Origin of the sequence: Streptomyces sp. N35 (assembly GCF_016464295.1) — a bacterium.
Lineage (GTDB): Bacteria > Actinomycetota > Actinomycetes > Streptomycetales > Streptomycetaceae > Streptomyces.
On record NZ_JAEIMH010000107.1, the window covers coordinates 1 to 26,031 of the forward strand.

24 protein-coding genes, 1 pseudogene and 1 riboswitch are annotated in these 26,031 nt (G+C 70.1%); of the genes and pseudogenes, 12 read left to right on the forward strand and 13 right to left on the reverse strand.

Going from position 1 to position 26,031, the window contains the following annotated elements; genetic code table 11:
- From JAO81_RS36950 to JAO81_RS36960, 3 genes and pseudogenes are all read left to right on the forward strand, one after another.
- A pseudogene (locus JAO81_RS36950) lies at nucleotides 1–1,165 on the forward strand (N-acetylglucosamine-6-phosphate deacetylase); the annotation flags it as partial.
- Between the two features lie 146 nt (nucleotides 1,166–1,311).
- Nucleotides 1,312–2,232, forward strand: a complete 921-nt coding sequence (locus JAO81_RS36955) for a 1-phosphofructokinase family hexose kinase (RefSeq protein ID WP_199552375.1) — start codon at nucleotides 1,312–1,314, stop codon at nucleotides 2,230–2,232.
- Between the two features lie 155 nt (nucleotides 2,233–2,387).
- Entirely contained in the window at nucleotides 2,388–3,239 is an 852-nt protein-coding gene (locus tag JAO81_RS36960) for a class II fructose-bisphosphate aldolase (protein ID WP_199552376.1), read from the forward strand.
- On the opposite strand, the gene JAO81_RS36965 is transcribed toward JAO81_RS36960, so the two are convergent.
- Both JAO81_RS36965 and cdgB read right to left on the reverse strand, forming a co-directional pair.
- Complete coding sequence (locus tag JAO81_RS36965) at nucleotides 3,236–4,195, reverse strand: carbohydrate-binding protein (protein WP_199552377.1); 960 nt, start codon at nucleotides 4,193–4,195, stop codon at nucleotides 3,236–3,238. The two genes, JAO81_RS36960 and JAO81_RS36965, sit on opposite strands and share 4 nt — an antisense overlap.
- 126 nt (nucleotides 4,196–4,321) lie before the next feature.
- The gene (cdgB, locus tag JAO81_RS36970; RefSeq protein WP_199552378.1) at nucleotides 4,322–6,043 is read right to left on the reverse strand and encodes a diguanylate cyclase CdgB; all 1,722 of its coding nucleotides are present in this window, start codon (nucleotides 6,041–6,043) and stop codon (nucleotides 4,322–4,324) included.
- 327 nt (nucleotides 6,044–6,370) lie between these two features.
- On the opposite strand from cdgB, the gene JAO81_RS36975 reads away from it, so the two are divergent.
- On the forward strand, nucleotides 6,371–6,976 hold the full coding sequence (locus JAO81_RS36975) for a flavin reductase family protein (protein ID WP_199552379.1): 606 nt from the start codon (nucleotides 6,371–6,373) through the stop codon (nucleotides 6,974–6,976).
- 113 nt (nucleotides 6,977–7,089) lie between these two features.
- Here the strand turns inward: JAO81_RS36975 and arfB are convergent, their stop codons facing one another.
- Both arfB and JAO81_RS36985 read right to left on the reverse strand, forming a co-directional pair.
- Nucleotides 7,090–7,527, reverse strand: coding sequence for an alternative ribosome rescue aminoacyl-tRNA hydrolase ArfB (gene arfB / locus JAO81_RS36980; RefSeq protein WP_165336094.1), 438 nt, complete (start codon nucleotides 7,525–7,527; stop codon nucleotides 7,090–7,092).
- Nucleotides 7,528–7,572: 45 nt separating this feature from the next.
- Entirely contained in the window at nucleotides 7,573–8,475 is a 903-nt protein-coding gene (locus tag JAO81_RS36985) for an SIS domain-containing protein (protein WP_199552380.1), read from the reverse strand.
- A gap of 345 nt (nucleotides 8,476–8,820) precedes the next feature.
- On the opposite strand from JAO81_RS36985, the gene JAO81_RS36990 reads away from it, so the two are divergent.
- Nucleotides 8,821–10,089 (forward strand): extracellular solute-binding protein, encoded by a 1,269-nt coding sequence (locus JAO81_RS36990; protein ID WP_374194398.1) that lies wholly within the window; start codon nucleotides 8,821–8,823, stop codon nucleotides 10,087–10,089.
- A gap of 33 nt (nucleotides 10,090–10,122) precedes the next feature.
- On the opposite strand, the gene JAO81_RS36995 is transcribed toward JAO81_RS36990, so the two are convergent.
- Nucleotides 10,123–10,368: a DUF3263 domain-containing protein gene (locus JAO81_RS36995; protein ID WP_199552381.1), complete on the reverse strand. Its 246-nt coding sequence runs from the start codon at nucleotides 10,366–10,368 to the stop codon at nucleotides 10,123–10,125.
- Nucleotides 10,369–10,532: 164 nt separating this feature from the next.
- Between JAO81_RS36995 and otsB the strand changes: the two genes are divergently transcribed.
- Complete coding sequence (gene otsB, locus JAO81_RS37000; protein ID WP_199552382.1) at nucleotides 10,533–11,402, forward strand: trehalose-phosphatase; 870 nt, start codon at nucleotides 10,533–10,535, stop codon at nucleotides 11,400–11,402.
- Nucleotides 11,403–11,444: 42 nt separating this feature from the next.
- Here otsB and JAO81_RS37005 read toward each other — a convergent pair whose 3' ends face one another.
- The 3 genes from JAO81_RS37005 to JAO81_RS37015 all read right to left on the reverse strand — a co-directional run bounded on the left by JAO81_RS37005 (nucleotide 11,445) and on the right by JAO81_RS37015 (nucleotide 16,166).
- Nucleotides 11,445–12,926, reverse strand: coding sequence for a trehalose-6-phosphate synthase (locus tag JAO81_RS37005; protein ID WP_199552383.1), 1,482 nt, complete (start codon nucleotides 12,924–12,926; stop codon nucleotides 11,445–11,447).
- Between the two features lie 190 nt (nucleotides 12,927–13,116).
- Complete coding sequence (locus JAO81_RS37010) at nucleotides 13,117–15,162, reverse strand: DUF11 domain-containing protein (RefSeq protein WP_233416455.1); 2,046 nt, start codon at nucleotides 15,160–15,162, stop codon at nucleotides 13,117–13,119.
- Nucleotides 15,163–15,218: 56 nt separating this feature from the next.
- Nucleotides 15,219–16,166 (reverse strand): glucosyl-3-phosphoglycerate synthase, encoded by a 948-nt coding sequence (locus JAO81_RS37015; protein ID WP_199552385.1) that lies wholly within the window; start codon nucleotides 16,164–16,166, stop codon nucleotides 15,219–15,221.
- A 174-nt stretch (nucleotides 16,167–16,340) separates the two neighbouring features.
- Nucleotides 16,341–16,483: riboswitch (SAM riboswitch) on the forward strand.
- A gap of 18 nt (nucleotides 16,484–16,501) precedes the next feature.
- Between JAO81_RS37015 and thrC the strand changes: the two genes are divergently transcribed.
- From thrC to groL, 4 genes are all read left to right on the forward strand, one after another.
- A complete protein-coding gene (gene thrC / locus JAO81_RS37020) occupies nucleotides 16,502–17,806 on the forward strand; it encodes a threonine synthase (RefSeq protein WP_199552386.1) in 1,305 nt (434 codons plus the stop codon).
- 33 nt (nucleotides 17,807–17,839) lie between these two features.
- On the forward strand, nucleotides 17,840–18,115 hold the full coding sequence (locus JAO81_RS37025) for a MoaD/ThiS family protein (RefSeq protein ID WP_199552387.1): 276 nt from the start codon (nucleotides 17,840–17,842) through the stop codon (nucleotides 18,113–18,115).
- A gap of 462 nt (nucleotides 18,116–18,577) precedes the next feature.
- A complete protein-coding gene (locus tag JAO81_RS37030) occupies nucleotides 18,578–18,781 on the forward strand; it encodes a cold-shock protein (protein ID WP_003986833.1) in 204 nt (67 codons plus the stop codon).
- Between the two features lie 326 nt (nucleotides 18,782–19,107).
- Nucleotides 19,108–20,730, forward strand: coding sequence for a chaperonin GroEL (groL, locus tag JAO81_RS37035; protein WP_165335410.1), 1,623 nt, complete (start codon nucleotides 19,108–19,110; stop codon nucleotides 20,728–20,730).
- A 93-nt stretch (nucleotides 20,731–20,823) separates the two neighbouring features.
- Here groL and JAO81_RS37040 read toward each other — a convergent pair whose 3' ends face one another.
- From JAO81_RS37040 to JAO81_RS37055, 4 genes are all read right to left on the reverse strand, one after another.
- The gene (locus tag JAO81_RS37040) at nucleotides 20,824–21,498 is read right to left on the reverse strand and encodes a Uma2 family endonuclease (protein ID WP_233416456.1); all 675 of its coding nucleotides are present in this window, start codon (nucleotides 21,496–21,498) and stop codon (nucleotides 20,824–20,826) included.
- Nucleotides 21,499–21,554: 56 nt separating this feature from the next.
- Nucleotides 21,555–22,487, reverse strand: a complete 933-nt coding sequence (locus JAO81_RS37045; protein WP_233416457.1) for a hypothetical protein — start codon at nucleotides 22,485–22,487, stop codon at nucleotides 21,555–21,557.
- Between the two features lie 235 nt (nucleotides 22,488–22,722).
- A complete protein-coding gene (locus tag JAO81_RS37050; RefSeq protein WP_199552388.1) occupies nucleotides 22,723–22,926 on the reverse strand; it encodes a DUF397 domain-containing protein in 204 nt (67 codons plus the stop codon).
- Entirely contained in the window at nucleotides 22,907–23,746 is an 840-nt protein-coding gene (locus tag JAO81_RS37055; protein WP_199552389.1) for a helix-turn-helix transcriptional regulator, read from the reverse strand. Before JAO81_RS37055 ends, JAO81_RS37050 begins: the two co-directional genes overlap by 20 nt.
- A gap of 114 nt (nucleotides 23,747–23,860) precedes the next feature.
- Between JAO81_RS37055 and JAO81_RS37060 the strand changes: the two genes are divergently transcribed.
- Both JAO81_RS37060 and JAO81_RS37065 read left to right on the forward strand, forming a co-directional pair.
- Nucleotides 23,861–24,073: a hypothetical protein gene (locus tag JAO81_RS37060; RefSeq protein WP_199552390.1), complete on the forward strand. Its 213-nt coding sequence runs from the start codon at nucleotides 23,861–23,863 to the stop codon at nucleotides 24,071–24,073.
- On the forward strand, nucleotides 24,070–24,285 hold the full coding sequence (locus JAO81_RS37065; protein WP_233416461.1) for a hypothetical protein: 216 nt from the start codon (nucleotides 24,070–24,072) through the stop codon (nucleotides 24,283–24,285). Before JAO81_RS37060 ends, JAO81_RS37065 begins: the two co-directional genes overlap by 4 nt.
- 21 nt (nucleotides 24,286–24,306) lie before the next feature.
- On the opposite strand, the gene JAO81_RS37070 is transcribed toward JAO81_RS37065, so the two are convergent.
- Nucleotides 24,307–26,031, reverse strand: a 1,725-nt coding sequence (locus tag JAO81_RS37070) for a tetratricopeptide repeat protein (RefSeq protein WP_199552391.1), incomplete at its 5' end; no start/stop codon positions are given.

Consider the following 26,031-nt stretch of genomic DNA (forward strand, 5'->3'; position numbering starts at 1 on the left):
GAACCGTCACCGACGGCCGGGTCATCGTCGACGACGCGGGCCGGATCGCCGGCGCCGCCGAGCCGGACGCCCCGGCCGTCGACCTGTCCGGCCACTGGGTGGTGCCCGGTTTCGTGGACATCCACAACCACGGGGGCGGCGGCGCGTCCTTCACGTCCGGCACCGTGGACGAGGTGCCCACCGGGGGGGGGGCCCCCCCCCCGGACCGGGCCCCCACCCCCCTGGGCCCCCCCCCCACCTACGGACCCACCGCGAGCACGGCACCACGACCCTGGTGGCCTCCACCGTCACCGGAGACATGGACTTCCTCGCGCAGCGCGCCGGGCTGCTCTCCGAACTGGCCGAACAGGGCGAGATCGCCGGCATCCACTTCGAGGGCCCCTTCATCTCGCCGTGCCGCAAGGGCGCCCACGACGAGTCCCTCCTTCGCGACCCCGACCCGGCGGACGTCCGCAAGCTGATGGACGCGGCCCGCGGCCAGGCCCGGATGTTCACCCTGGCCACCGAACTGCCCGGCGGCGTGGACTCCGTACGGCTGCTCGCCGAGCACGGGGTGATCGCGGCGATCGGCCACACCGACGCCACGTACGAGCAGACGAAGGAAGCCATCGACGCGGGCGCCACCGTCGCCACGCACCTCTACAACGCGATGCCGGCGATCGGCCACCGCCTGCCGGGGCCGATCGTCGCGCTCCTCGAGGACGAGCGCGTCACGGTCGAGCTGATCAACGACGGCACGCATCTGCACCCCGCCTCCCTGGAGCTCGCCTTCCACCACGCGGGCGCCTCGCGGGTCGCCTTCATCACGGACGCGATGGACGCGGCCGGGTTCGGCGACGGCGCGTACATGCTCGGCCCGCTCGCCGTCGAGGTGAAGGACTCTGTCGCGCGCCTGGTCACGCAGGACGGCTCGGAGGGCTCGATCGCCGGCTCGACGCTGACCCTCGACCGCGCCTTCAAGCGCGCGGTCACCATCGACCGGCTGCCGATCGAGGACGTCGTACGGGCCATCTCGGCCAACCCGGCCAAGCTCATCGGCGCATACGACGAGGTCGGCTCGCTCGAGCCGGGCAAGTACGCGGACCTGGTCGTCCTCGACGGCGGCTACTCGGTCGTCGGCGTGATGCGCCGGGGCGAATGGGTGGTGGATCCCCAACTGGGGTGATTTGACCGCAGGTTGCACAGGAGGCGGTTGGCCCCGAGGTCTGGGCTGACCGCCTCCTTTTTGGCATGATCAGGTCCGGCACACGCACGAACGCGCGCACACGAGCACCCGCATGCGCACGCACACGCACTCCGGGGGTGGCACCCGTGATCCTCACGGTCACGCTGAACACGGCCCTGGACCTGACGTATCGCGTCGAGCGCCTCGTCCCGCACTCCTCGCACCGGGTCACCACCGTCACCGAACGCCCCGGCGGCAAAGGCCTCAACGTCGCCCGCGTCCTGACCGCCCTCGGCCACGACGTCACCGTCACCGGCTTCGTGGGCGGCGCGACGGGCGAGGCGCTGCGCGCGGGCCTGAGCGGCGTACGCGACGCGCTCTTCCCGGTCCTGGGCTCCACCCGCCGCACGGTCGCCGTCGTCGACTCCTCGTCCGGCGACACGACGCAGCTCAACGAGCCGGGACCGCTGATCACCCCGTCGGAGTGGTCCGCGTTCCTCGTCTCGTACGAGCACCTCCTGACCTCCGCTTCGGCGGTGGCGCTGTGCGGCAGCCTGCCGCCCGGGGTGCCGGTCGGCGCGTACGCCCATCTCGTACGGGGAGCACGCGCCGCGGGCGTCCCCGTCCTCCTCGACACCAGCGGCGAGCCGCTGCGCCGCGGGATCGCCGCGCGCCCCGACATCGTCAAGCCGAACGCGGACGAACTGGCCGAACTCACCGGCTCCTGGGAGCCGTTGCCCGCGACGCGCGCGGCCCGCCGCCGCGGCGCCCACGCGGTCGTGGCCTCCCTGGGCCCGAACGGCCTCCTCGCCGCGACCCCCGACGGCACCTGGCAGGCCACACCCGCCGCACGCGTCTCGGGCAACCCCACGGGGGCGGGGGACTCGGCGGTGGCGGCGCTGCTCGCCGGCCTGGTCTCGGGCAACACCTGGCCGAAGCGCCTTGCGTCGGCGGTCGCGCTGTCGGCGGCGACGGTACTCGCCCCGGTGGCGGGGGAGTTCGACGCGAAGGCCTACGCGGAGTTCGAGGCGGGAGTCACCGTGGTGGAGCACGCGGACGCGGCGTGACGTCCCGCCGCCCGTCGCACGGGCCGCACCCGCCGCGCAGGCCGCACCCGCCGTTCCTGTCGCGCAGGCCGCACACGCCGCACAGCCCGGCCACCCAGCAGCGTCACCGCACACCCCGGCCACACAGCAGCGTCACCGCACACCCAGGGGGACTCATGCCGCTCACCACGACCGGTGAACTCATCGCCGCCGCCCGGCGGAACAATCGAGCCGTCGCCGCCTTCAACGTCATCACGCTCGAGCACGCCGAGGCGATAGCCGCCGGCGCCGAGCAGGCGGGCGCCCCCGCGATCCTGCAGATCTCCGAGAACGCCGTGAAGTTCCACGGCGGGAGCCTCACCGCCGTCGCCGCCGCGGCGAAGGCCGTCGCCGAGACCAGCCGCGCCCCGCTCGCCCTCCACCTCGACCACGTCGTCAGCGAGGACCTCTTCCGCAGGGCCCACACCGAGGGCTTCAGCTCCGTGATGTTCGACGCCTCGAAGCTGACGTACGGCGACAACGTCAAGGCCACGGCGGAAGCGGTCCGCTGGGGCCACGAGCGCGGTCTCTGGGTCGAGGCCGAGCTCGGCAGGGTCGGCGGCAAGGAGGGCGAGCCGCCGCTGGACGCGCACGCCCCCGGCGTACGGACGGATCCGGCCGAGGCGCGGGCCTACGTCGAGAGCACCGGCGTGGACGCCCTCGCGGTGGCCGTCGGCTCCTCGCACGCGATGACGGAGCGGACGGCGGCGCTGGACCACGCGTTGATCGCCGCGCTCGAGGACGCCGTACCGGTGCCGCTCGTGCTGCACGGCTCAAGTGGCGTACCGGATACGGAGATCCGCGCAGCCGTACGCTCCGGCATGCGCAAGATCAATGTGGGCACGGCCCTCAACACGGCTTTCACCGGCGCCGTACGCGCCTTCCTGGAGGCCCACCCGTCGGCCGTCGACCCCCGGAAATACCTCGTCCCGGCCCGCGAGGCGATGGCCGGGACGGTGGCACACTTCCTGCGCCAACTGGAGGGCTAGCCCTTCGTGCCCTCGACCAGCCACATCTGGTCAATGTTGGCGTTGCACTTGTCGCTCTGCTCGCACGAGAGAGTGATGATGTTGGTGCCCTTCTTGAGCTGCACCACCGCGTAGGTGGAGGTCCAGCCCTTCTCCCAGTCACCCTGCTTGGCGCCCGCGAAATTCTTCATGTTCAGCGGCCGCGTCTGCTTGTCGCCGTTGACCGACAGGGTGCCGGTGGTGTCCTCACCGGGCACTCCGTAGGTCACCCGCAGGCTGTACGAACCGGGCTTTTCGAACCCGTCGATCTGCCAGGTCAGCGCCGCGCCCACCTGGCTGAAACCGGCGACATACGTCCCGGCCTTCGACCCCTTGATGTCGGAGGCGGTCACCGCCGGCGCCGTGAGCTGCAGGACCTTCGCGTCGGTCTTCGGCAGCTCGATGGGCTTGTCGTCCTTGTTCTCGGCGGGCTCGGACGGCTTCACGCTCTCGCCGGCCGTGGTCCCGCCGTCACCGCCGGACCCGGCCTGCGGGTCCTTGTCGTCGTCCCCGCCGAGCATCGCGATGCCGATGCCGACCACCACGGCCGCGACCACGGCGACGGCGCCGATCATCAGGCCCTTGGAGTTGGGTCCACGGCCGCGCCCGCCGCCCCCGCCGTGCGAAGGCTGCTGCGACGAAATCGTCCGGGTGGCGTCGCCCGGGTAGGTCTCCGGCGCGGAGTAGTGGGCGTCGTACCCCTGCGGCGCCTGCTGCCCGTACCCCTGGGGCGCCTGCTGGCCGTAAGTCTGCTGGGGCTGCTGCCCGTACTGCCGCTCGCCGACCGTGCGGACCTGGTTGTAGGAGCGGCCGGGGTAGCCGTAGCCACCGCCGCCGGGCGGCGGGGTGGCACCCGCGGCCTGCCCGTCGGCGGACAGATAACCCAACGGGGCTTCTTCCTCCGGCGTGCGCGCGCCGTTGTCACCGGGCGTGGTCATTCCCCGGTCACTCCTCAGGCAGGTTGCTCGATCGGGCAGAACACAGTCGTACGTATCCGGGCGAGCGTACCCGCTTCGAGTGACCCCTTCGGGGCCTGTTGCCAAGGAAAACCAGCTGACCTGGAGTTATCCGGCTCGTCTGTGCTGTTTGGCACGTGAGCGCTTCTCGATGTACATCCTCTGGTCGGCCGACTGCAGCACCTCGTCCGCCGACATGCCGCAGTGGGCCCAGCCGACACCGAAGCTCGCGCCCACGCGCACCGCGCGGCCGTCCACCCGGATCGGCGGAATGATCGCGTTGCGCAGCCGTACCGCCAGGTCCGCGGCGTCCGCACGGCCGAGGCCGTCGGCGAGCACCACGAACTCGTCACCGCCGAGCCGCGCCACCGTGTCCCCGTCGCGCACCCCGCTGGTCAGCCGCCGTGCCACCTCGATGAGCACGGCGTCGCCGGTGTGGTGCCCGAACCGGTCGTTGATCGACTTGAACCCGTCGAGGTCGCAGAAGAGCACCGCGAGCCCCTTGGTCCCGTCGTCGTGCTCGCTCTGCGGAGCGACCACGTGGACATGGTGGTCGTAGACGCCATAGCCATTGCTGGTGCCGGTCAATGCGGAGTCGGCGGCCGCACGACCGAAGTCGAAACCATGTCCGTTCGAGTCGAAAGGGGAGGCGTTCGCGTCGTACCCCATGGAGCCGTCGTACGCGGTGGGGGCCGCACCGTAGGCCGCGTCGAGCGACTCGATGGGGCTCTGCGGCACGGACTGCGGCCGCCCGCACAGCCGGGAGCTGAGCCGCGAGCGCAGCTCGGCGCTGTTGGGCAGCCCGGTCAGGGCGTCGTGCGAGGCGCGGTGCGCGAGGTGCAGCTCGCGTCGCTTGCGCTCCTCGATGTCCTCGACGTGCGTGAGCAGAAACCGGGGGCCATCGGTGGCGTCGGCCACGACGGAGTTGCGCAGCGAGACCCAGAGATACGTACCGTCGCGCCGCCCGAGCCGCAGCTCGGCCCGCCCGCCTTCGGCGGAGGTGCGCAGCAGTGTGCCGATGTCCTCGGGGTGGACCAGATCGGAGAAGGAGTAGCGGCGCATCGCGGCGGCCGGGCGGCCGAGCAGCCGGCACAGCGCGTCATTGGTGCGCAGTATCCGGCCGTGCTGGTCACCGCCCATCTCGGCGATGGCCATACCGCTCGGCGCGTACTCGAAGGCCTGCCGGAAGGACTCCTCGCTGGCCCGCAGCGCCTGCTGCTCGCGTTCGAGCCTGACCAGTGCCCGCTGCATGTTTGCTCGAAGCCGAGCATTACTGATTGCAATGGCCGCCTGAAATGCGTACATCTGGAGCGCTTCCTGGCCCCAGGCGCCCGGCTTGCGGCCGTTGCGCGGCCGGTCGACCGAGAGAACACCGATCAGCTCGCCGCTGGAGGAACCCGTGGCGTACATCGGCGCGTAGAGGCGGTCGCTGGGGTGCCACTCGTCCTCGAAGCGGGGCTCGGGGCCGTCCGTATGCCACTGCGGCACATCGTCCTCGACGAGCACCCAGCCCTCGGTGTGCGGGATGAAGCGCAGCGAGCCCCAGGCCTCGCCCATGGCGAGCCGGCGCTCCCAGGAGGCGCGGGAGCCGACGCGTCCGGTGATCAGGGCCTCGGCGGCGGGATTGCCCGCGAAGGCGGCCACGACCAGGTCGCCGTCGGGCCGTACGAGATTCACGCAGCCCAGCTCATAGCCGAGGCCGGTCACCACGCCGTCGGCCACGGCCTGCAGGGTGTCGGCAAGGCTGCGGGCGGTGTTCAGCTCCGCGACCACCTGATGCAGCTGCCGCAGGGTCGCAAGACGGACGTAGGGCTCCGACTCGGTCTCCATGCTCGCTCTCCCCGAGACCTCGACAGCAACTCCAGGATTCGCAGCTTCCCCGGCTTCTCGGCCGCTTCTCGGCAGGCATGCGTTCGCATCATGGTCTCCTGCCTCAGCCACTGAATCACAGCGAGCTGCCCACTCGGTACACAGGGTCAACAAAATATGGACCCTGTGACTCAAGTCACAGCAGGGGATGAAGGGTTGAGGGCGGGACCGTGTGCTCCCGTATCCGTTTCCTGAACGCAAATCGATCGATTGCGCCCGCCGGGGACCGGCCGCGCACGCCCCCGGACTCGGACCGGGGACCTAGTCCTGTCCTGGTCCCAGCGCCCGATGCGGCGCGGGCGGCGGCGGGTCTACGTTCGATCCGTGTCGCAAGCATTGAAGTCCCCTGCCGCAGTGCCCCCGCAAGCCGTGCATCCTGTGGGGGTGAGCAACGACGAGTTCCGTGCCGCGATGTCGCGCCTAGCCGCCGGGGTGGTCCTGGTGACGGGGGTGGAGGAGCCGCTCGGTGAGGGCGGCCCGGCCGGCGAGGATGTCGGCATGACGGCCACGGCCTTCCTGTCCGTATCCCTGGATCCGCCGCTGGTCCTCGTCTCGCTGCGCGAGGGCTCCCGGATGGACGACCTCCTGGCGGAGCAGCCGCGCTGGGGGGTCTCGGTCCTCTCCGAGTCCCAGCGCCACATCGCCGGCCGCTTCGCGATGAAGGGCCGTATCAGCGACCGGCTGCTGTTCGCGGACATCCCTTACGTACGAGGGGAGTTGTCCGGCGCGCCTCTGGTGGGCGGCGCGCTCGCGACGCTGGAGTGCGAGACGGAGTCCCGTGTCCAGGCGGGCGACCACACGCTGGTGGTGGGCCGGGTGCTCTCGGCCTCGCTGCCGAGTCCGGAGGGCGGGCCGCTGACGTATTTCCGGGGCCGCTACCGGCAGTTGGGATAGCCGAGGAGCCCAGGAGCCGGGCATCCAGCAGCCCGGGAGTCCAGCATCCCGTGAGTCCAGGAGCCCGAGATCCAGGAGCCGGGCATCCAGCAGCCGGGCTCCCGCGGGCGGTCTCAGCCCCAGTCCTTGCCCGACCGCCCCCGCTTGGTGTCGGACCGCGCCTTCTTCTGGCGCAGGCGCCGCTCGTTGATCCCGCGCGGAATCCGGGTGGGACGGCGCGGACGCGGCGGCGGCGCGGTGGCCTCCGCGAGCAGCGCGGCGAGCCGGGTCGCCGCCATCTCCCGGTTGCGCCACTGCGAGCGGTGCTCGGAGGCCCGTACGGAGATCACGCCGTCCACGAGCCGGGAGGCGAGGCGCTCGAGCGCCCGCTCCTTCCAGACCTCCGGCAGGGCCTTGGTGTTCGCCAGGTCGAAGCGGAGCTCCACCTGGGAGTCCGAGGTGTTGACGTGCTGCCCGCCGGGCCCGGAGGACCGCGAGAAACGCCACAGGAGCTCGGCCTCCGGCAGGGAGACCGAACCGCGGATGACATAGGGCCCGGACATGACAGCCATGATGACGGTCCGCCCGGGCCGCGTCACGCCAATAAGCGAGCCCCGCTACGCGAGGATCACGCTCCGCGTGAGATTGCGGGGCCGGTCCGGGTCGTAGCCCTTGGACTCGGCGAGCGCCACCGCGAGGCGCTGCACGCGGATCAAGTCGGCCATCGGATCGGTCTCCTGGCGTGCGACCAGATGCCCGCCGACGCGCGCCACATCCCCCGCGAGCCCCTCGGGCAGCGCACCGAGCATCCATGCCACCCGGCCGGGACCGGTGATCGAGATCGGTCCGTGGCGGTACTCCATCGCGGGGTACGCCTCGGTCCACGCGCCCGCCGCCTCGCGCATCTTGAGGCCGGCCTCGAGCGCGAGCCCGTACGTCCAGCCGCGTCCCAGGAACGTCCACTGCTCGGCGGAGAGCACCTCGTCCGGCAGGGGTTCGGTGACGGCGAGTTCGGCGTCGGCGGCCGCTTCGGCCACCGTCTTCACTCCCTCGGTCTCCCCGAGGCCCGCGCGCAGGAAGGCCAGCGCGGTCGTCGCGAAACGGGTCTGCACCACCGACTCCTCGTCGGCGAAGTCGAGCACGGCCACCGCGTCCGCGGCCTCCATCACCGGCGTCTTCGGGTCGCCCGTGATCGCTGTGGTGGCCGTCGTTCCCCTGACCCGCGCGAGGAGTTCGAGCACCTCGGTCGTCGTGCCGGAGCGGGTGATCGCCACGATCCGGTCGTACGGGCGGCCCACCGGGAACTCCGAGGAGGGATACGCGTCCGTCTCGCCCTGCCCGGCCGCCTCGCGCAGGGCGGCGTACGCGGGGGCCATGAACCACGACGGGCCGCAGCCGGTGGCGGCGGACCGCTCGCCCCCCGCCGTCAGTCCGGCGGCGGCCCCGAGGGAGTCGGCGGCTTCGACGGCCCGGCGCCAGCAGCTGGGCTGGGTGGCTATTTCTGCGGCGGTACGTGACATGTGGGGCGGCTCCTCGACCGGGACGGGCACGGGGTGTTCGGCTGGTACTCGATGCTGCTCCTTGCCGCGCCGGATGCCGCCCGCCGGTGCGCACCGTGAGGGGTTCGCACCGGTTCGCGCGCCATCTGGCCTGCTGTGCTTAGCAGTCGGCGTGCGGCAGGAGCAATGGACTGCCGTGCACAAGGCCCTGGACCTTTGCGCGGACGGCCGGCGGTAGCGTTGGCCAACGGATGCAACAACGGTGACCCTCCGTTGCAGAAGTGATATCTGAGTGGTGTAGACCTGGTGAAGGACACAGGACGTCACGGGGGACGACTGGATCACGACAAGGGTGGGAAATCTGCTGTGCAGCGGCGCACGAACGTACTGATCGCGGCAGGTGCCGCGCTGGGGCTCACGATGACGCTGGCGGGCTGCGGTGGCGGCACCGGCTCCGGTGAGGTGACCCTCAAGCTCGTGGCCGCCGATTACGGCGACTCGGCGGAGAACAGCTCCGAGAAGTACTGGGCGGATCTGGTCGAGAAGTTCCAGGCCAAGAACCCGGACATCAAGGTCGAGGTGACCGTCCTGTCCTGGAGCGACGTCGACGCCGAAGTGGCCAAGATGGTCAAGGCGGGCGAAGCGCCCGACATGGCACAGATCGGAGCGTACTCGGACTACGCGGCGAAGGATCAGCTGTACGCCGCGGACGATCTGCTCTCCATCCCGGTCCAGGGCGACTTCCTGTCCTCGCTCACCTCGGCAGGCGAGGTCAACCGGATCCAGTACGGCATGCCGTTCGCCTCGTCGACGCGCCTGATGTTCTACAACAAGAAGCTCTTCGCCGAAGCCGGTATCTCCAAGCCCCCCACGACGTGGGACGAACTGGCCGCCGACGCCGAGCTGTTGAAGGACAACGGCGTCAAGTACCCCTTCGCCCTGCCGCTCGGCAAGGAGGAGGCGCAGGCCGAGACCATGATGTGGCTGCTCGCCGGCGGCGACGGCTACACCGACCAGGTCGGCTCGTACAACCTCGACTCGGACATGAACGTGCGGACCTTCGACTGGCTCAAGAAGGACCTGGTCGACAAGGACCTGGTGGGCCCGGTCGCGCCCGGCGAGCTCAACCGCCAGGAGGCCTTCAACGCCTTCTCCAACGGTGAGGTCGGCATGCTCAACGGGCACCCGACGCTGATCGCCCAGGCGAAGAAGAAGGGCGTGGAGTTCGCTATGGCGCCGCTGCCGGGCCGCAGCGGCAAGGCGAAGGCCACGATGGGTGTGGCCGACTGGATGATGGCCTTCAAGCAGAACGGCCACCGTGACGAGGTCGGCGAGTTCCTCGACTTCGTCTACAGCAAGGAGAACGTCCTCGACTTCTCCGAGCGCTACAACATCCTGCCGGTGACCAACTCGGCGGCCGACGCGATGGCCGAGGACGCCAAGTACAAGCAGCTCAAGCTCTTCCTCGACGCGCTGCCCACGTCCCAGCTCCCGCCCGTCGGCAACACGTCCTGGGCGCAGGTCAGCGCGGACATCAAGGCGCAGATCGGCAAGGCGGTCGCGCCGGGCGGCACCCCGGCCGCGGTGCTCGCCGACATCCAGAACAAGGCGCGGGCGGCGGAAGCGGCCGAGTAGAACCGCCCGCCGTCGAGGGGCGCCGCACCGGGCTCAACGCCTGGCGCGGCGCTCCTCGCGTATCCGCCGCAGCCGGTTCACCGTCACCGGGTCGTGGGCGAGCGCCCGCTCGTCGTCGAGCAGTGCGTTGAGCAGCTGGTGATAGCGCGTGGGGGAGATGCCCAGCTCCTCGCGCACCGCGCGCTCCTTGGCGCCGGGCGAGGGCCAATTGCGCCGCTCGAGCGCCAGCACGGCACGGTCGCGCCGGCCGAGCACGCCCGGCTCGCTCCGATCGGTCATGAACTCCGCCTCCCGTACGCCGGACAGACCCCGCCCTCCCGGGGGCCGAGCCCTCTCAAGGCTATCGACGCCCACTGACAACGCCCCCTCGCCGAGGCCCGCGGCCGCACCTTTGACGCGAACCTCCATGGGTCGGCCGCGCCCGGCCTGGATAGGGTCGTCCCATGGGCAGCCTTCCGCATCGCACGCCTGATCTGCCGACGCCGTCCACCCCCGCGGGACGGGACGGCCTCGCCGCGCTGCTCGCGCGGCCCGGACAAGCCGTGATCGCCCTGGACTTCGACGGCACGCTCGCCGAGATCGTCCCCGACCCCGAGCAGGCCCGCGCCCACCCGGACGCCGTCCCCGCGCTCGCCGCGCTCGCCCCGAAGGTGGCCTCCGTCGCGGTGGTCACCGGCCGGCCCGCGGGCGTCGCGGTCCGCTACGGGGGCTTCGCGGGCGTACGCGGCCTGGAGCACCTGGTGGTACTCGGCCACTACGGCGCCGAGCGCTGGGACGCCGTCTCCGGCACGGTGCACGCGCCCGACCCGCACCCCGGGGTGGCCGCTGTCCGCGCCGAACTGCCCGGATTCCTGGACGCGTTGGGCGTCTGGCACGGCACCTGGATCGAGGAGAAGGGCCGCGCGGTCGCGGTCCACACCCGCCGCGCCGCCGACCCCGCCGCGGCCTTCGAGGCCCTGCGCACCCCGCTCGCGCACCTCGCCGCCCGCCACGGTCTGATCGTCGAACCGGGGCGCCTCGTCCTGGAGCTCCGCCCGCCGGGCATGGACAAGGGCGTCGCGCTCGCGGCGTACGTCCGCTCGGTCGGCGCGACCTCGGTCCTGTACGCGGGCGACGACCTGGGCGATCTGCCTGCCTTCGCGGCCGTGGAGAAGCTCCGCTCGGAGGGCCTGCACGGACTGCTGGTGTGCAGCGGAAACGCGGAGGTCGCGGAGCTGTCGGAGCGCGCGGACGTGGTGGTGGACGGCCCCTCAGGAGTGGTGGACCTCCTCGCGGCACTCGCGGTGCACGCCGGCCCGGCGGGTCCGGCCTGATCCGAGAGACCCAGCTGTCAACAGCGTCCGTCAGTTCTGGACCTAGCCCCGCAACGCCTCCACCTGCTCCAGGAACCACTGTGCGGGCGGCAGCGCGGTGCCCGCCGCGGCCAGGCGCTTCGTGCGCTCCGCGCGTTCCTCCGCCGGCATCGTCAGGGCGGCGTGCAGCGCGGCCGAAGTCCCCACCACGTCATACGGGTTGACCACCAGCGCGTCCTCACCCAGTTCCGCATACGCCCCCGCCTCCCGCGAGAGCACCAGGACACACCCCTCGTCGGAGACGACCGGCACCTCCTTCGCGACGAGGTTCATCCCGTCCCTGATCGGGTTCACCAGCGCCACGTCCGCAAGCCGGTACGCCGCGAGCGAGCGCGCGAAGTCGTCCTTGACGTGCAGGATCACCGGGGTCCAGCCCTCGGTCCCGTACGCGGAGTTGATCTCCTGCGCGACCCGCGACACCTCCGCGGTGTACTCGCGGTAGACCGCCAGATCCTGCCGCGAGGGGTACGCGAACGCGACATGCACGACCCGTTCCCGCCACTGCGGCTGCTCCTCGAGGAGCAGCCGGTACGCGTGCAGCCCCCGCACGATGTTCTTCGACAGCTCGGTCCGGTCCACCCGCACGATCACCTTGCGGGCGCCCTCGCCGCCCGGCTGCCCGCCGATCTGCTCCCGCAGATCCGCGAGCCGCTCCCGCACATCGGCCCGCTGCGAGCGCTCCCGCAGGAAGTCCGCGTCCGCGCCGAGTCCGTGCACCCCGAGCAGAGTGCGGTGGAAGCGCCCGTCCGGTGTGCGGTAGCCGACGCTCGGGGTCGCGTCCTTCGGCCAGTACGTCATCACCTCGTACGACCCGAGGACCGCACCGCAGCACGCCTGGAAGGCCTGGAGCCAGCGCGTGGTGAGAAAGCCGAGCCGGTCCGCGCCGAGCATCCCGAGCAGCAGCTCCTCGGCGATGTCGTCGGGGAGCATCCGGAAGTACTCGACCGGCGCCCACGGCGTGTGCGAGAAGTGCCCGATCCGCAGATCGGGCCGCAGCGTCCGCAGCATCCCCGGGACCAGTGCCAGGTGGTAGTCCTGCACCACGACCGTCGCGCCCTGCGCCGCCTCCTCGGCGAGCGCCTCGGCGAACGCCCGGTTGTACGCGCGGTACGACTCCCACTGCCGGCGGAACTCCGGACCGAACGTGGGCTCCAGAGGGGTCTGGTACAGCAGGTGGTGCACGAACCAGAGCACCGAGTTGGCGACCCCGTTGTACGCGTCGGAGTGCACGGCGGCGTCGATGTCGAGCATCCGCACACCGGGCTCGCCGACCCCGCGCCGAACGGCCTCGCGGTCCCCGTCGGTCAGCGCCGAGCACACCCACAGCGTGGCGGTGTCCCCGGCGGACTCCCCGATCGCGGAGAGCCCGGAGACCAGGCCGCCCCCGCCGCGCTTGGCGTCGAGGGTGCCGTCCTCCCGTACGGCATACGAAACCGGACCGCGATTGGACGCGACGAGAACCTGCGCACCGTGCTCGGAGACCATGACGCGAACCTAGCCCGTCCAGGAAACGCTCAAACGTGCGGACGGCCGGGCCCCTTGCGAGGAGCCCGGCCGTCCGAAGCGGAACCGCTGTTCACTTGTCCGTCACGACGTGAGTGCGACCTCCGTCACGACCTGAGCGCGACCCCGGTCACGACGTGAGTGCGACCCCGGTCACGACCTGAGCGCGACCTCAGTCACGCCGCGAGCGGGACGCCGCCAGTGCCAGCGCGCCCAGACCGCACATCACGATCGCGAGCCCGCCGTACAGCATCCCGTTCGAGCCGCCGCCGGTCTCGGCCAGCTCCGGCGGGGCAGGACGTGCCTGCGTCCGCTTGCTGACGATGACGGAGACGCACGGGTCCGTGCCGCCCGCCCGGGTCTTCGCCGGAGTGCACGTGGTCTTCGGCACATCGCCCGTCACGGGGATCACCACGACACCGCCCGGGGTGCAGGAGGCCTTGACCGTCTGCTTGATGACGACCTTGCCCTTGGCGGGCACATCGCCCGTCCACACCCAGTTCTTGCCGCTCTTGACGACCGTGCCGCTGCTCGCCTTCGGGGTGCCGCCCGCCACCACCGGCCAGTGGATCCTCGCGGCCTTGCGGACGGTCGCCGTCGCGTTGGTGAGCGTGATCGTGTTGGTGGTGTCGGCGCACGGGGGTACGACCGGGGGGGTCGGCTTGGTGACGATCTCCAGCGGCGGCACCGGCGGCTTCGGCGGCTGCGGCTCCTCGATGACCGGGGTGAACCCGCAGGCGGGGTCGGTCGAGCCGTCCTCGCAGTTGGTGCGCGGCGTCTCGGCGATGACGTTGTTGGTCAGCTTGCCGTCACCGCTGAGCGGGTCGTTGACGGTGACGCTGTACGTGATGGTCGCCGTCTGGCCCTCGGGTACGTCGCCGACCCAGCTGATCTTGGGTTCGGCGTAGCTCACCGTCCCGACCGTGGCCTTGGCGTCGTTGTTGTACGTCGCGTCGTCAAGCAGGTCGGACAGGTCGTCCGCGAACTTGGCGCCGGGGTAGTCGAGGCTGCCGATGTTCTTCGCGGTCACCGTGTACGTCACCTTGCTGCCCGGCTGCACCTTGGCGGGCGCGGCCGTCTTCGTGATCGACAGGTCGGGGACCGGGACCGAGAAGGCCAGCGCGGACGGCACATAGGTGTCGCCCTTGGTGCGGAAGGTGAGCTTCGCCGAGGTCGCGCCCTCCGGGATCACCCGGTCCGGGATCGTGAACTGCTTGGCGTCGATGGAGAAGTTGTTGTTGTCGCAAGGGTTCAGACAGCCGTCGGCGTGACTGTTGAAGAAGTTGGTGGTGGCCCCGCTGCCCGGTTCGGCGATGTTGGTGCCGTTCACCAGGAACGCGTCGCCGGCCACATTCGAGTCGCCCTCGTACGCGGTCACGCTGGCCCGTACGTCCTTGGTGCCGGCCCGCAGGAACCCGTCCACGGTGATGGTGGTGTCCGGGTCGGCGGAGCGCTGCACGACGTGGCCGCCGTAGATGTAGACGTTGCGGCGCTCGGGCGCGTACTGGGCGTTGGGGGCGTCGTACTGGTAGACGACGGTCAGCGACCAGCCGCCGACACAGCCCTTGCCGGTGGGCGCCCAGACGTTGCCGACCGCGACAGGAAGGTTCACGCCGGTGGCCGCGCCCGCGAAGGACGAGGTCACGTCGGCCTCGGCGGTGTAGTAGTGCGGGCCGCCGGTGTCGGCGGGGGTCTTCACCGCGTTCTGGACGGTGACGGGAGCCTCCGCGCCGGTGCCGACCCGGATCAGCGGGGCGGTGGTCAGCGGGTCGCCGGCGGGCAGGGTCGCGGCCCCCGCGGTGTCGCAGAACTTGATCTGGTTGCGGCCGAGCTTGTACGTGCCGTCGTTGCCGCCCCAGAACAGCCGCGCGTAGGCCACCTTGGCGCCCGGCGGGATCCGTACCTGACCGGTGCTGGAGTTCAGCACGGACGTGCTGAAGCCCGCGGTGTCCGTGTACTGCATCGTGAACTGGTTGTTGTTCTCGCCGCTGGCACCGGACTGCGCGGTGCGGCAGCGTGTGGCCTCGTCCGGCGGTGTGCTCGGGCAGTCGAGTACGGCGTTGCCGAGCGTGATGAAGTCCCCGTACACGGCTTCGTCATAGCGCTTGGCGAACGGTTCGACGACCACGGCGGCGGCAGGCGCGAGCCCCGCCAGCGAGGTCGCGGCGGTGGCGGTGGCGACCAGGGCACCCAGCGTGCGACGCCGGGCCCTTCCCATTGCTTGTCTAACCCACATAAATGGGAAATTTAGGCAATATCCATGATCGGCAGCGGTTACGCCACGCGTCGAGAGGTGTACTCCGTGATCTCGGCCATCGGCGGCCGTTCCTCGGTGTCGACCGGATGGGTGCGCGGTTGGAACCCGTCCTCGCCGCGTTCGAACTGGGTGAGGTGCGGCCGTACGAGATGTCCGCGCGCGAGCCGCAGCTGCGCCGTCCGGTAGATGGCCGCCGCCATCCGCCCCAGGGCCCGCCCGTCCTGGTGCCGGTGCTTGCGCACCCCGACGTCGACCTGGGCCAGGGCGTCGAGGCCCACGGTGTGCAGGGCGTCGACGAGGAGACCGAGCTCCACTCCGTATCCGACGGGGAAGGGCAACTGCTCCAGGAGGGAGCGACGGGCCGCGTACTCGCCGCCCAACGGCTGGACGAAACCGGCCAGTTGGGGCCAGTGGAGGTTCAGGAGCGGGCGGGCCACCAGCTCGGTCACGCGTCCGCCCTGCCCGGCCTCGTCCCCGAGCGGCCGGTCGTACATCGCTTTCACGAACTGCACATCAGGCTCGGTGAGCAGCGGGCCGACTATCCCGCTCACGAAGTCCGGCGAGAACTCGCGCAGGTCCGCGTCCACGAAGCACACGATCTCGCCGCCCGTCACGAGCAGCGAGCGCCACAGGACCTCGCCCTTGCCGGGCACGGCGGGGATCCGGGGGAGTATCGCGTCCCGGTGCACCACACGGGCGCCGGCCGCCGCGGCGACTTCGGCCGTACGGTCGCCCGAACCGGAGTCGATCACCACGAGCTCGTCCACGAGCGGGGCCTCGGGGGACATCAGCTCGCGCCGGATCACGGTGACGATCTGCCCGACCGTGGCCTCCTCGTCGAGGGCGGGCAGCACGACGCTGACCGTCGTCCCCTGCCGGGCCTTCGCCTCGAGCAGCAGGTCGAGCGGCCGGTCCTTCGCCGACCAGGAGCGCTGCTCCAGCCAGCGCTCCACCTCTTCGAGCACGTCTGCCTACTCCTCGTGTGCCACGCCGCGGTAGCGGCCCTATGTGATCCATCTCGCCGTTCGGACGACTATCTCAACGGTCGGGGGGTTCGGTTACAGTCTTGAACAGAGCACATGACCACCGCATGTCGGGGGTCATGAGGCCATAAACACCTGGGGGACACCAGGTCATACCGCTCATCCAGAGGGGCAGAGGGATACGGCCCGTTGAAGCCCCGGCAACTCCAGTCAGTACTCGCACGCGCGACGCGAGGCTCCTGACTAGGGAAGGTGCCAAGTCCGTCTCATGGCGAAGTGCGTCATGAGGAAGATGAGGAGAAAGGGCCTCGCCTGCCATGGCTGTACAGACTGTTGAAGCCGCTACCACTTCTGAAGCCACCACCGCTTCCGTGGATCTCGGACCCGCCGCCGCCCTCTCCTGTCGCGAGTGCGGCCACCGCGTACCGCTCGGTCCGCTCTTCGCCTGCGCGGAGTGTTTCGGCCCCCTGGAGATCGCGTACGACTTCTCCTCGTACGAGACCGAGGAGCTGCGCCGCCGCATCGAGGCCGGTCCTGCGAACATCTGGCGTTACGCGCCGCTGCTCCCCGTCCCCGCGGACGTGGCCGAGAAGCCGAACCTGAACCCGGGCTGGACCAAGCTGGTCAAGGCCGACAACCTGGCCCGTGAAATCGGCGTCGAGCAGGGCAAGTTGTTCATCAAGGACGACTCCGGCAACCCGACGCACTCCTTCAAGGACCGCGTCGTCGCCCAGGCCATCGAGGCCGCCCGCGCCTTCGGGTTCACCACCCTCTCCTGCTCCTCCACGGGCAACCTCGCGGGCGCCGTCGGCGCCGCCGCGGCCCGGGCGGGCTTCCGCTCCTGCGTGTTCATCCCGCACGACCTGGAGCAGGGCAAGGTCGTCATGGCCGCTGTCTACGGCGGCGAGCTCGTGGCCATCGAGGGCAACTACGACGACGTGAACCGCTTCTGCTCCGAGCTCATCGGCGACCCGCTGGGCGAGGGCTGGGGCTTTGTGAACGTGAATCTGCGCCCGTACTACGCCGAGGGCTCCAAGACCCTCGCGTACGAGATCTGCGAGCAGCTCGGCTGGCAGCTGCCCGACCAGCTCGTCATCCCGATCGCCTCCGGATCGCAGCTCACGAAGATCGACAAGGGTCTGCAGGAGCTGATCAAGCTCGGTCTGGTCGAGGACAAGCCGTACAAGATCTTCGGCGCCCAGGCCGAGGGCTGCTCCCCGGTCTCCGTCGCGTACAAGGCCGGCCACGACGTCGTGCGTCCGCAGAAGCCGAAGACGATCGCCAAGTCGCTCGCGATCGGCAACCCGGCGGACGGCCCGTACGTCCTCGACATCGCGCGCCGCACCGGCGGCGCCGTGGAGGATGTGAACGACGAGCAGGTCGTGGACGCGATCAGGCTGCTCGCGCAGACCGAGGGGATCTTCGCCGAGACCGCGGGCGGTGTGACCGTCGGCGTGACGCACAAGCTGGTCAAGGAGGGTCTGCTCGACCCGTCGCTGACCACGGTGGTGCTCAACACCGGTGACGGTCTCAAGACCCTCGACGCGGTCGCCGACAGCGGTGCGACCGCGACCATCCGCCCGAACCTGGACGCGTTCCGCGCCGCGGGTCTCGCGAGCTGACCCCACTGCTTCCCTGAGAAAGGCCTGAGTCCCATGAGCGTGAACGTCCGCATCCCCACCATCCTGCGCACCTACACCGGCGGCAAGGCCGAGGTCGCCGCCGAGGGCACGACCCTCGCCGAGGTCATCGCCGACCTGGAGAAGAACCACACCGGGATCTCCGCCCGCGTCCTCGACGACCAGGGCAAGCTGCGCCGCTTCGTGAACGTCTACGTGAACGACGACGACGTGCGCTTCGAGCAGGGTCTTCAGACGGCCACCCCGGACGGGGCCGGCGTCTCGATCATCCCGGCCGTCGCCGGAGGCTGACCATCGAGCACAGCGCGGCCGGCTGATCGCGCTTTTTCTCTCCGACGAGTTGCCCTCTCCGCGCTGGAAGCGGAGGGGGCAATTCTGCATGGTTGAGAGAGGTACAGTTGGGAATGCTGTTTCGCCCTTTTCCCCGGGTGCGGCGAGAGTGTGCCGGGAGCATATGAGAACTCCCCGCGTACAAGGACAAGAACTGGCCTTCCTGTGCGCACCGTTCGCACGATTCACGCCCTTTGTCTGGCCCGACTTGCCCTGAACTCCGGTGAATTCTCCGTAAATTACCGATCGCCCGTGCCCAGAATTCTCGTCCGATTGACCTGTTGCAGACGGCAGTTGGACAGATACATTCAGCGGCGGTCGACGCGTTCCGGCGCACACCACCCCCACCTGTCGGGGGGTGAGTTCTGACCCGGGTCCGCGAAGTGCGGATTCGTGCAAGGGCCAGTAATAGGGGAGTTAGGCATGGCTCAGGGCACCGTCAAGTGGTTCAACGCGGAGAAGGGCTACGGCTTCATCGCGGTCGACGGTGGTGCGGATGTATTCGTCCACTACAGCGCGATTCAGATGGACGGTTACCGCACCCTTGAAGAGGGCCAGCGGGTCGAGTTCGAGATCTCGCAGGGTCAGAAGGGGCCGCAGGCGGACATGGTCCGTGTGGCTGGCTGATCGCGCCGGAGCAGTCTGCAACGACGTGATGAAGGGTCCGCATCCCGGAGACGGGGTGCGGGCCCTTCTGTTTGTGCGCGGGGTGCTCGGGGTGCGCGAGCAGGAGCGCGTGGGGTGCCCGATCCTCGGGAGCCGCTTGCACTCGGCATAGGCGAGTGCTAATCATTGGCGTTAGCACTCTCCCAGTGAGAGTGACAAGAACTTGGATCGAGTAGGTGAGGTCCACAGGCCGGGTGGGGCAAGGAACCACAAGGGCTGAGGGCCGTCCGTCGCGGGCGCCGACACGATCCGGAGCAATCCACCCCTGTCCGGGAGGACCACTTCACATGGCCAAGATCATCGCGTTCGACGAGGAGGCACGGCGCGGTCTCGAGCGCGGGATGAACCAGCTCGCCGACGCCGTCAAGGTCACCCTCGGCCCCAAGGGCCGCAACGTCGTCCTCGAGAAGAAGTGGGGCGCCCCCACGATCACCAACGATGGTGTTTCCATCGCCAAGGAGATCGAGCTCGAGGACCCGTACGAGAAGATCGGCGCCGAGCTGGTCAAGGAAGTCGCCAAGAAGACGGACGACGTCGCCGGCGACGGTACGACCACCGCCACCGTTCTCGCCCAGGCGCTCGTCCGCGAGGGCCTGCGCAACGTGGCCGCCGGTGCCAACCCGATGGCCCTCAAGCGCGGCATCGAGAAGGCCGTCGAGGCCGTCTCCGGTGCGCTGCTCGACCAGGCCAAGGAGGTCGAGACCAAGGAGCAGATCGCTTCGACCGCCTCCATCTCCGCCGCCGACACCCAGATCGGCGAGCTCATCGCCGAGGCGATGGACAAGGTCGGCAAGGAAGGCGTCATCACGGTCGAGGAGGCCCAGACCTTCGGTCTGGAGCTGGAGCTCACCGAGGGCATGCGCTTCGACAAGGGCTACATCTCGGCGTACTTCGCGACCGACATGGAGCGCATGGAGGCCGTCCTCGAGGACCCGTACATCCTCATCGCCAACTCGAAGATCGGGTCCGTCAAGGACCTGCTCCCGCTCCTCGAGAAGGTCATGCAGTCCGGCAAGCCGCTGCTGATCATCGCCGAGGACGTCGAGGGCGAGGCGCTCTCCACCCTGGTCGTCAACAAGATCAAGGGCACCTTCCGCTCCGTGGCCGTCAAGGCCCCGGGCTTCGGCGACCGCCGCAAGGCGATGCTGAACGACATCGCCATCCTCACCGGCGGCGAGGTCATCTCCGAGGAGGTCGGTCTCAAGCTCGAGAACGCGACCGTGGACCTTCTGGGCCGTGCCCGCAAGGTCGTCATCACCAAGGACGAGACCACGATCGTCGACGGTGCCGGTGACAGCGAGGCCGTCAACGGCCGCGTGAACCAGATCCGCGCCGAGATCGAGCAGTCGGACTCCGACTACGACCGCGAGAAGCTCCAGGAGCGCCTCGCGAAGCTCGCCGGCGGCGTGGCGGTCATCAAGGCCGGTGCCGCGACCGAGGTCGAGCTCAAGGAGCGCAAGCACCGCATCGAGGACGCCGTGCGCAACGCGAAGGCGGCCGTCGAGGAGGGCATCGTCGCCGGTGGTGGCGTGGCCCTGCTGCAGGCCTCCTCGGTGTTCGAGAAGCTGGAGCTCGAGGGCGACGAGGCGACCGGCGCCAACGCCGTGCGCCTTGCCCTTGAGGCCCCGCTCAAGCAGATCGCCGTCAACGGTGGTCTCGAGGGTGGCGTCATCGTCGAGAAGGTGCGCAACCTTCCCGTCGGCCACGGCCTGAACGCCGCGACCGGTGAGTACGTCGACATGATCGCCGAGGGCATCATCGACCCGGCGAAGGTCACGCGTTCCGCTCTGCAGAACGCCGCGTCCATCGCCGCGCTGTTCCTCACCACCGAGGCCGTCATCGCCGACAAGCCCGAGAAGGCCGGTGCCCCCGCGGGCGGCGGCATGCCGGGCGGTGACATGGACTTCTGATCCTCGCGGATCGGACCGTTTATACCTGCTGTACGCCGAGGGCGGCACTCCCTGTGTGGGGGTGCCGCCCTTCGGCGTTCTGTGTCAGGTCGGTCAGTCCGCGTAGTCCTTGAGCTTCTCGGTTTCGAGAGTCAGGGCGACGGGAGCGGGGATACGGATCGTGGCGCCGTAGGGGTACGGGCGGCGCCTCTGGTAGGTGCCGTTCTCGGGGGAGCTGTACACGATCACCTTGTGTTCGTCCCGGTCGACGAGCAGGTAGACGGGGATGCCCGCGTACGCGTAGGCGCCGGGCTTCTCCTGCCGGTCACGAAGGTCGGTGTCCCTGTCCTTGGATGTGACCTCAACCGTCATCAGCACCCCGCCGGGCGATGCCCATTCGCCTTGCCCCGCGAAGTAGTCGATCGGAGCCAGGGCGCCATCCGGCTTGATGCAGCCCTTGCGACAGGTATCGATCCGCAGTCCCTGTTCCGGGTGCAGGCCCAGCTCAGGGCGCTGCATCATGCACTGGCGGATCAGCCACATGATGATCGAACCGTGGTCGCCGTCCGGCACGGGCTTGACCCTCAGCTTTCCGTTGATCAGTTCCAGCGTCACCGTTTCCGGCGCCTTCCGGGCGAGCTCTTCGAAGTCGTCGACATCGATCGGGCCGTGCTTGACCACCACCCGCCCGTTGATGAATTCGAGCGACACGGTCTCGGGGGCCCGACGGGCGAGCTCCTCGAACTCCTCGATCGACATGTCAGGGCGGTCAGTGGCGCTGGGGGTCATCGGATCGCCTCCTCTCCTCCATCGTGCCCTGCATCGATGGCGGATGTGCAGCAGGCTCATGCGTGGCTCCTTGCAGGTGTGCGGGCGGTCGCAGCGCGGATCTTCGCGGCGTGGGAGCGGACGACTGCGGGGGACAGCGGATCGGGGCGTCCTGATCCGGCCGGGACGTCGCCCCGGCACCGGGCGCACGTGCCACCCGGCAGGCTCTCGGCGCGCCCCGGACTGCCGCACGTCGCGCACTCCAGGACACGCAGGGCGGGGCGGGGGACGGGCTCGGGCGGGAGCTTGGTGGTCAGGCGGTTGTGGACCAGGCCAGCCGGGCTGTGGACGGGGGAGGGGAGGCCGGCGGTCAGGGCGTGTTGCAGGTCCGCCTCGGTGGCGCCGCGCGTGAACCACTCGGCGGCGTGGGGCGCGAGGCGCAGGCAGTCGGCGTGCGAGAGGGAGAGTGCGGGGGCGGTGCGGCCGAGGGCGGCGAGGAGGACGTAGGCGCGGCGGAGGGTGGGGCCGCGGCGGGCGGGCTCGGCGGGCTCGGGCGCGGTGGCCGCGGCCTCGGGCGTGGTGGGCTCGGGGGCGCCCGGTCGTTCTTCCGGTACGTCGCCTCGGGTGAACGCCGTCCACCAGTCGTCGTCGCGTGCGGTACGGGTCCACCACGTTCGGGTGATCCAGCGGACGCTGTCGGATCCGCGTGCGTGTTCGCGTCCGCGTCTCAAGTGCCCCGCCTCTTGAAGGCGGTTGAGTGCGGTGCGCAGGGCGCACTGTCCGTACGGAAGCTCCTTGGCCAGCGTCTTTACGGAGATGTCGGCGCCGTCTGGGAGCCGGTCGATGTATCCGGCGATCGCGCCCTCGCGGGGCGGGAGGTGGGCGAAGTCGTGGTGGGTGCGGCGCAGTTGGCCCGGCGCGGAGCGCTTGCCGTAACCCGGGGTGGCCATCGGGTGTGAGCTGGTGGGATGCGCGGGGAGCGTGGCAGCACTAAAGTTGGCGTCAGCCATCAGGTCGAGTCGCTTTCGATCTTGTGGTCAAACCCCCGCAGGTGTTCCAGCACCGGGCGGGGGTTGTTCGTTATTCGGGCACCGTAGAGCACCGTCACGCAGCGTGGCAAGCCGGTCGCGAAACGTGCGCGAGCTTGCCAACTCGCAGGGTGGGAGGGTGGGTTGAGGCCCATCCCATTCCGAACAAGCGCCGCTCGGGGCTCGGGGCTTGAGCCCCGGGCGGGGTGTGTCCGGGCTACTTGAGGCCCGCGACGAAGGCCGTCCAGGCCGAGGCTCGGAACACGAGCTTCGGGCCGTCGGGGGTCTTGGAGTCGCGTACGGGGATGAGGCCGGGGTGGCCGTCGGAGACTTCGAGGCAGTTACCGCCCTCGCCGCCGCTATGAGTGGACTTGCGCCAGACCACTGAACTCGCGTCGTACTCAGGGATGTTGTTGTCCATGCTCGTAATCCTGCGCCACTGACTTCAACAGGGCCAGCGACTCGGCCGGGGAGAGTGCGGCTGCCTGAAGCAGGCTGAACGTCAAGGTGTGGCGGGCGACCGTGGCCGGATCGTCGATGAGTCTTCCCAGGTCCGGGCCTTCGACGAAGGAGAGCGGGGGCGCGTCCGCGAACTCCATCAACTTCAAGGCGCCAGTCATCGACGCGTGAGCTCCCGCGTCGTACGGAAGCACCTGAAGGATGATCCGGTGCAGCCGCATCAGGCCCACCAGGTATCCCAAAGCTTCCGCCATCACCAGGCAGCCGCCGACCTTCCGCCGCAGCACGGCCTCGTCCAGAACCACCCACAACAACGGGGTTGTTGGATCGTCGATGAGGTTCGCGCGCTCCATGCGTGCCGTCACAAGGTCGGCAATCTTCTCGTTCGGAGCGGTCGGGTGGTAGGCGCGGAACACCTCCACTGCGTACGCCTCTGTCTGGAGCAGGCCAGGGACGAGCAGGGTCGCGTACTCCTTGATGGCGGTGGCCGTCGCCTCCGCTTCTGCCGCCTCCGCGAAGTGATCCGGGTACTTGGACTTGGCCAGCGCCCCGCAGTTCCGGGCGAAGAACCCGTCCGTACCCAGGATCTCGTCGATCTGCCGGGCGTACTCCAGGTGCATCCGCCGTGTCCCGGCCTCCAGTTGGCCGATGAAGGAGCCGCTCACGAAGAGCGGTTCGCCCAGTTCGGACTGGCTGAGGCCGGCCTTCTCGCGGGCGTGGCGCAACTCTGCGCCGAGCAGGGCGCGGGGGTTGGTCGGGTCGGGGTCTCTCCTGCGGCTCATCGGCAACTCCAGGTCCAACAAGGGCGGTTGTTGGGACTCCGTCACTACCGAGCGTAGCCGCGTGCCACCACTCTGGGTGAGCAAAGAGCAACAACCAGTGTGAGGAGAGGTCTCATGGCGATGACGGCGGTGGAGCGGGAGAGAGCGGCGGAGGAAGCCGTACGGCAGTTGCGGGCCGAGCTGACCGGCGCGGGCGTGGTGCTGCCGTCGCTGAAGGTGGACGCCACAAGCCTCGCGTCGAGCGAGCCGCGCCCGCTGCTCGACCTCGGGCGCTGCAACCTGGACACGGCTCTCCGGCTCGTCGCCGCCCTCAAGGGGGCGCGGTGAGTGCGGACTTGCCGCTGGTCGGCGCGTACGCCGTGGATACGAGGACCGGCACGGTCGGGCAGGTGATGGGCCGCGAGGGCGGATACGTACAGCTGCGGCCGCCCGGCGGAGGCAGGGAGTGGAACTGCCCGCCGGACGCGGTGGCGCACGCGCCGCACGAGGTGCTGCGGGCGCGGGTGCGGGAGGCGAATCGGAGGGGGCGGCTCGGGTGACGGCGGCGGGTCGCGCCTCGACTACTCCGCGGGGGTCCTTTCCGGTGTCTCCGGGGTCGATGGGGGGTGCGGCGAGGTGGCGTCGGCGTCCGGGGCGGCGGCGCTCGGCTGCTGTGTGGCTTCCACTCGGCTGCGGAGATAGGCGAGGGTGTTGAGGGCGGTGAGGGTGCGGGGTTGTTCGGGGCCCAGTTCGCGCTCGTGGTCGGTGAGGGCTTGGCGGCCCAGGTCGAGTGCTTCTTGGTGTCGTCCGGCGTCGCTGTAGGCGACGGCGAGGTGGAGGCGGACGGTGAGGGTGTCGGGGTGGTTGGGGCCTAGTTCGCGCTCGTAGTCGGTGAGGACTCGCTCGAGAAGGTCGAGTGCTTCTTGGTGCCGTCCGGCCTCGCGGTAGGAGAGGGCGAGGCTGTGGCGAGTGGTGAGGGTGTGGAGGTGGTTGGGGCCCAGTTCGCGCTCGTGGTCGGTGAGGGCTTGGCGGCCCAGGTCGAGTGCTTCTTGGTGTCGTCCGACGCCGCTGTAGGAGACGGCGAGGCTGTGGCGAGTGGTGAGGGTGTCGAGGTGGTGGGGACCCAGCTCGCGCTCGTGGTCGGTGAGGATTTGCTCGTGCAGGGCGAGTGCTTCTTGGCGACGTCCGGCGTCGCTGTAGGAGATGGCGAGGTTGAGGCGAGCTTTGAGGGTGACGGGGTGGTTCGGGTCCAGCTCGCGCTCGCAGTCGGTGAAGATTTGCTCGCCGAGGTCGAGTGCTTCCCGGTGCCGACCGGCCTCGCGGTAGGAGATGGTGAGGCTGTTGCGGGCGGTGAAGGTCTGGGGGTGGTTCGGGCCGTGGTGCTGGATGCTTCGGTGCACAGTTACTCGGTCGTAGTCGACGGCCTGATCGAACAGCCCCGCTGCGGAAAGGCTGTTGCTGACCCGCAACACGCATCCGTGCACCTCGGGCTGCCACAAGGCGGGGTAGCTGTGTCCGTCGAGGGACTGGCAGGTGGCGCGCAGCGACGCGGCCAAGGCCCAGTCCTCGTGGCCGTGTTCGGGCCACAAGTCCAGGAGGGCGTCGGCCACCGCACGCGCCACTGTCGGCATGTCTCCCGCACGGATCGTCTCGCGCACAGCGCGAGCGGTCAGTGCGTGGATGCGGACCGGGGCCTCGTCGGTTTCCTGCCCCACTAGGGCGTACGTGCGCAGGAGGGCCAGCGCCTCCTGGACCTCCTGCTCGGTTACGGCCTGCGGAGTACGGCGTCGCAGCCACCGTCTCCGTACCGGGCGGCACGTGCGCAGGTATTGGAGGGCGGGGGACGTGGTCCACAACTGGGCGGGATGGCCCAGCGGATCGGTGAGCGAGATGAGGTGCAACAGGGGCTCGGCGAGCTGGGTCGTGTCGACCTCCCCTACCGCATCGAGGGAGATCAGGAGCGCGGTCGTGACGGGCCGGCCGTAGCCCTCGGTGTCGGCGTCCGGCGGGAGCAGGTCGCCGAGGCGGTTGCTGGTGTCGCGGAAGCGGGTCAGGTAAGTGCCGGTCGTGCAGCGCCTGTTGATCAAGTAGGCGGCGGCGTGGCCGAGGGCGAGCGGGAGACGGCCGAGTTCCTCGGCCAGCGGGCCGGCCGTCTCGGTGTCGTACAGACCGGCATGGCCCGCGTCGGTGAGGCGGCGGTGGAGGAAGGCTCGCGCCTCGTCCTGGGTGTAGAGGTCCAGCGGGATCGGGACGCGCCCCTTGCCGCTGGGTACGGCGACTTCGACGCGCGTGGTGGGCAGGGCCCG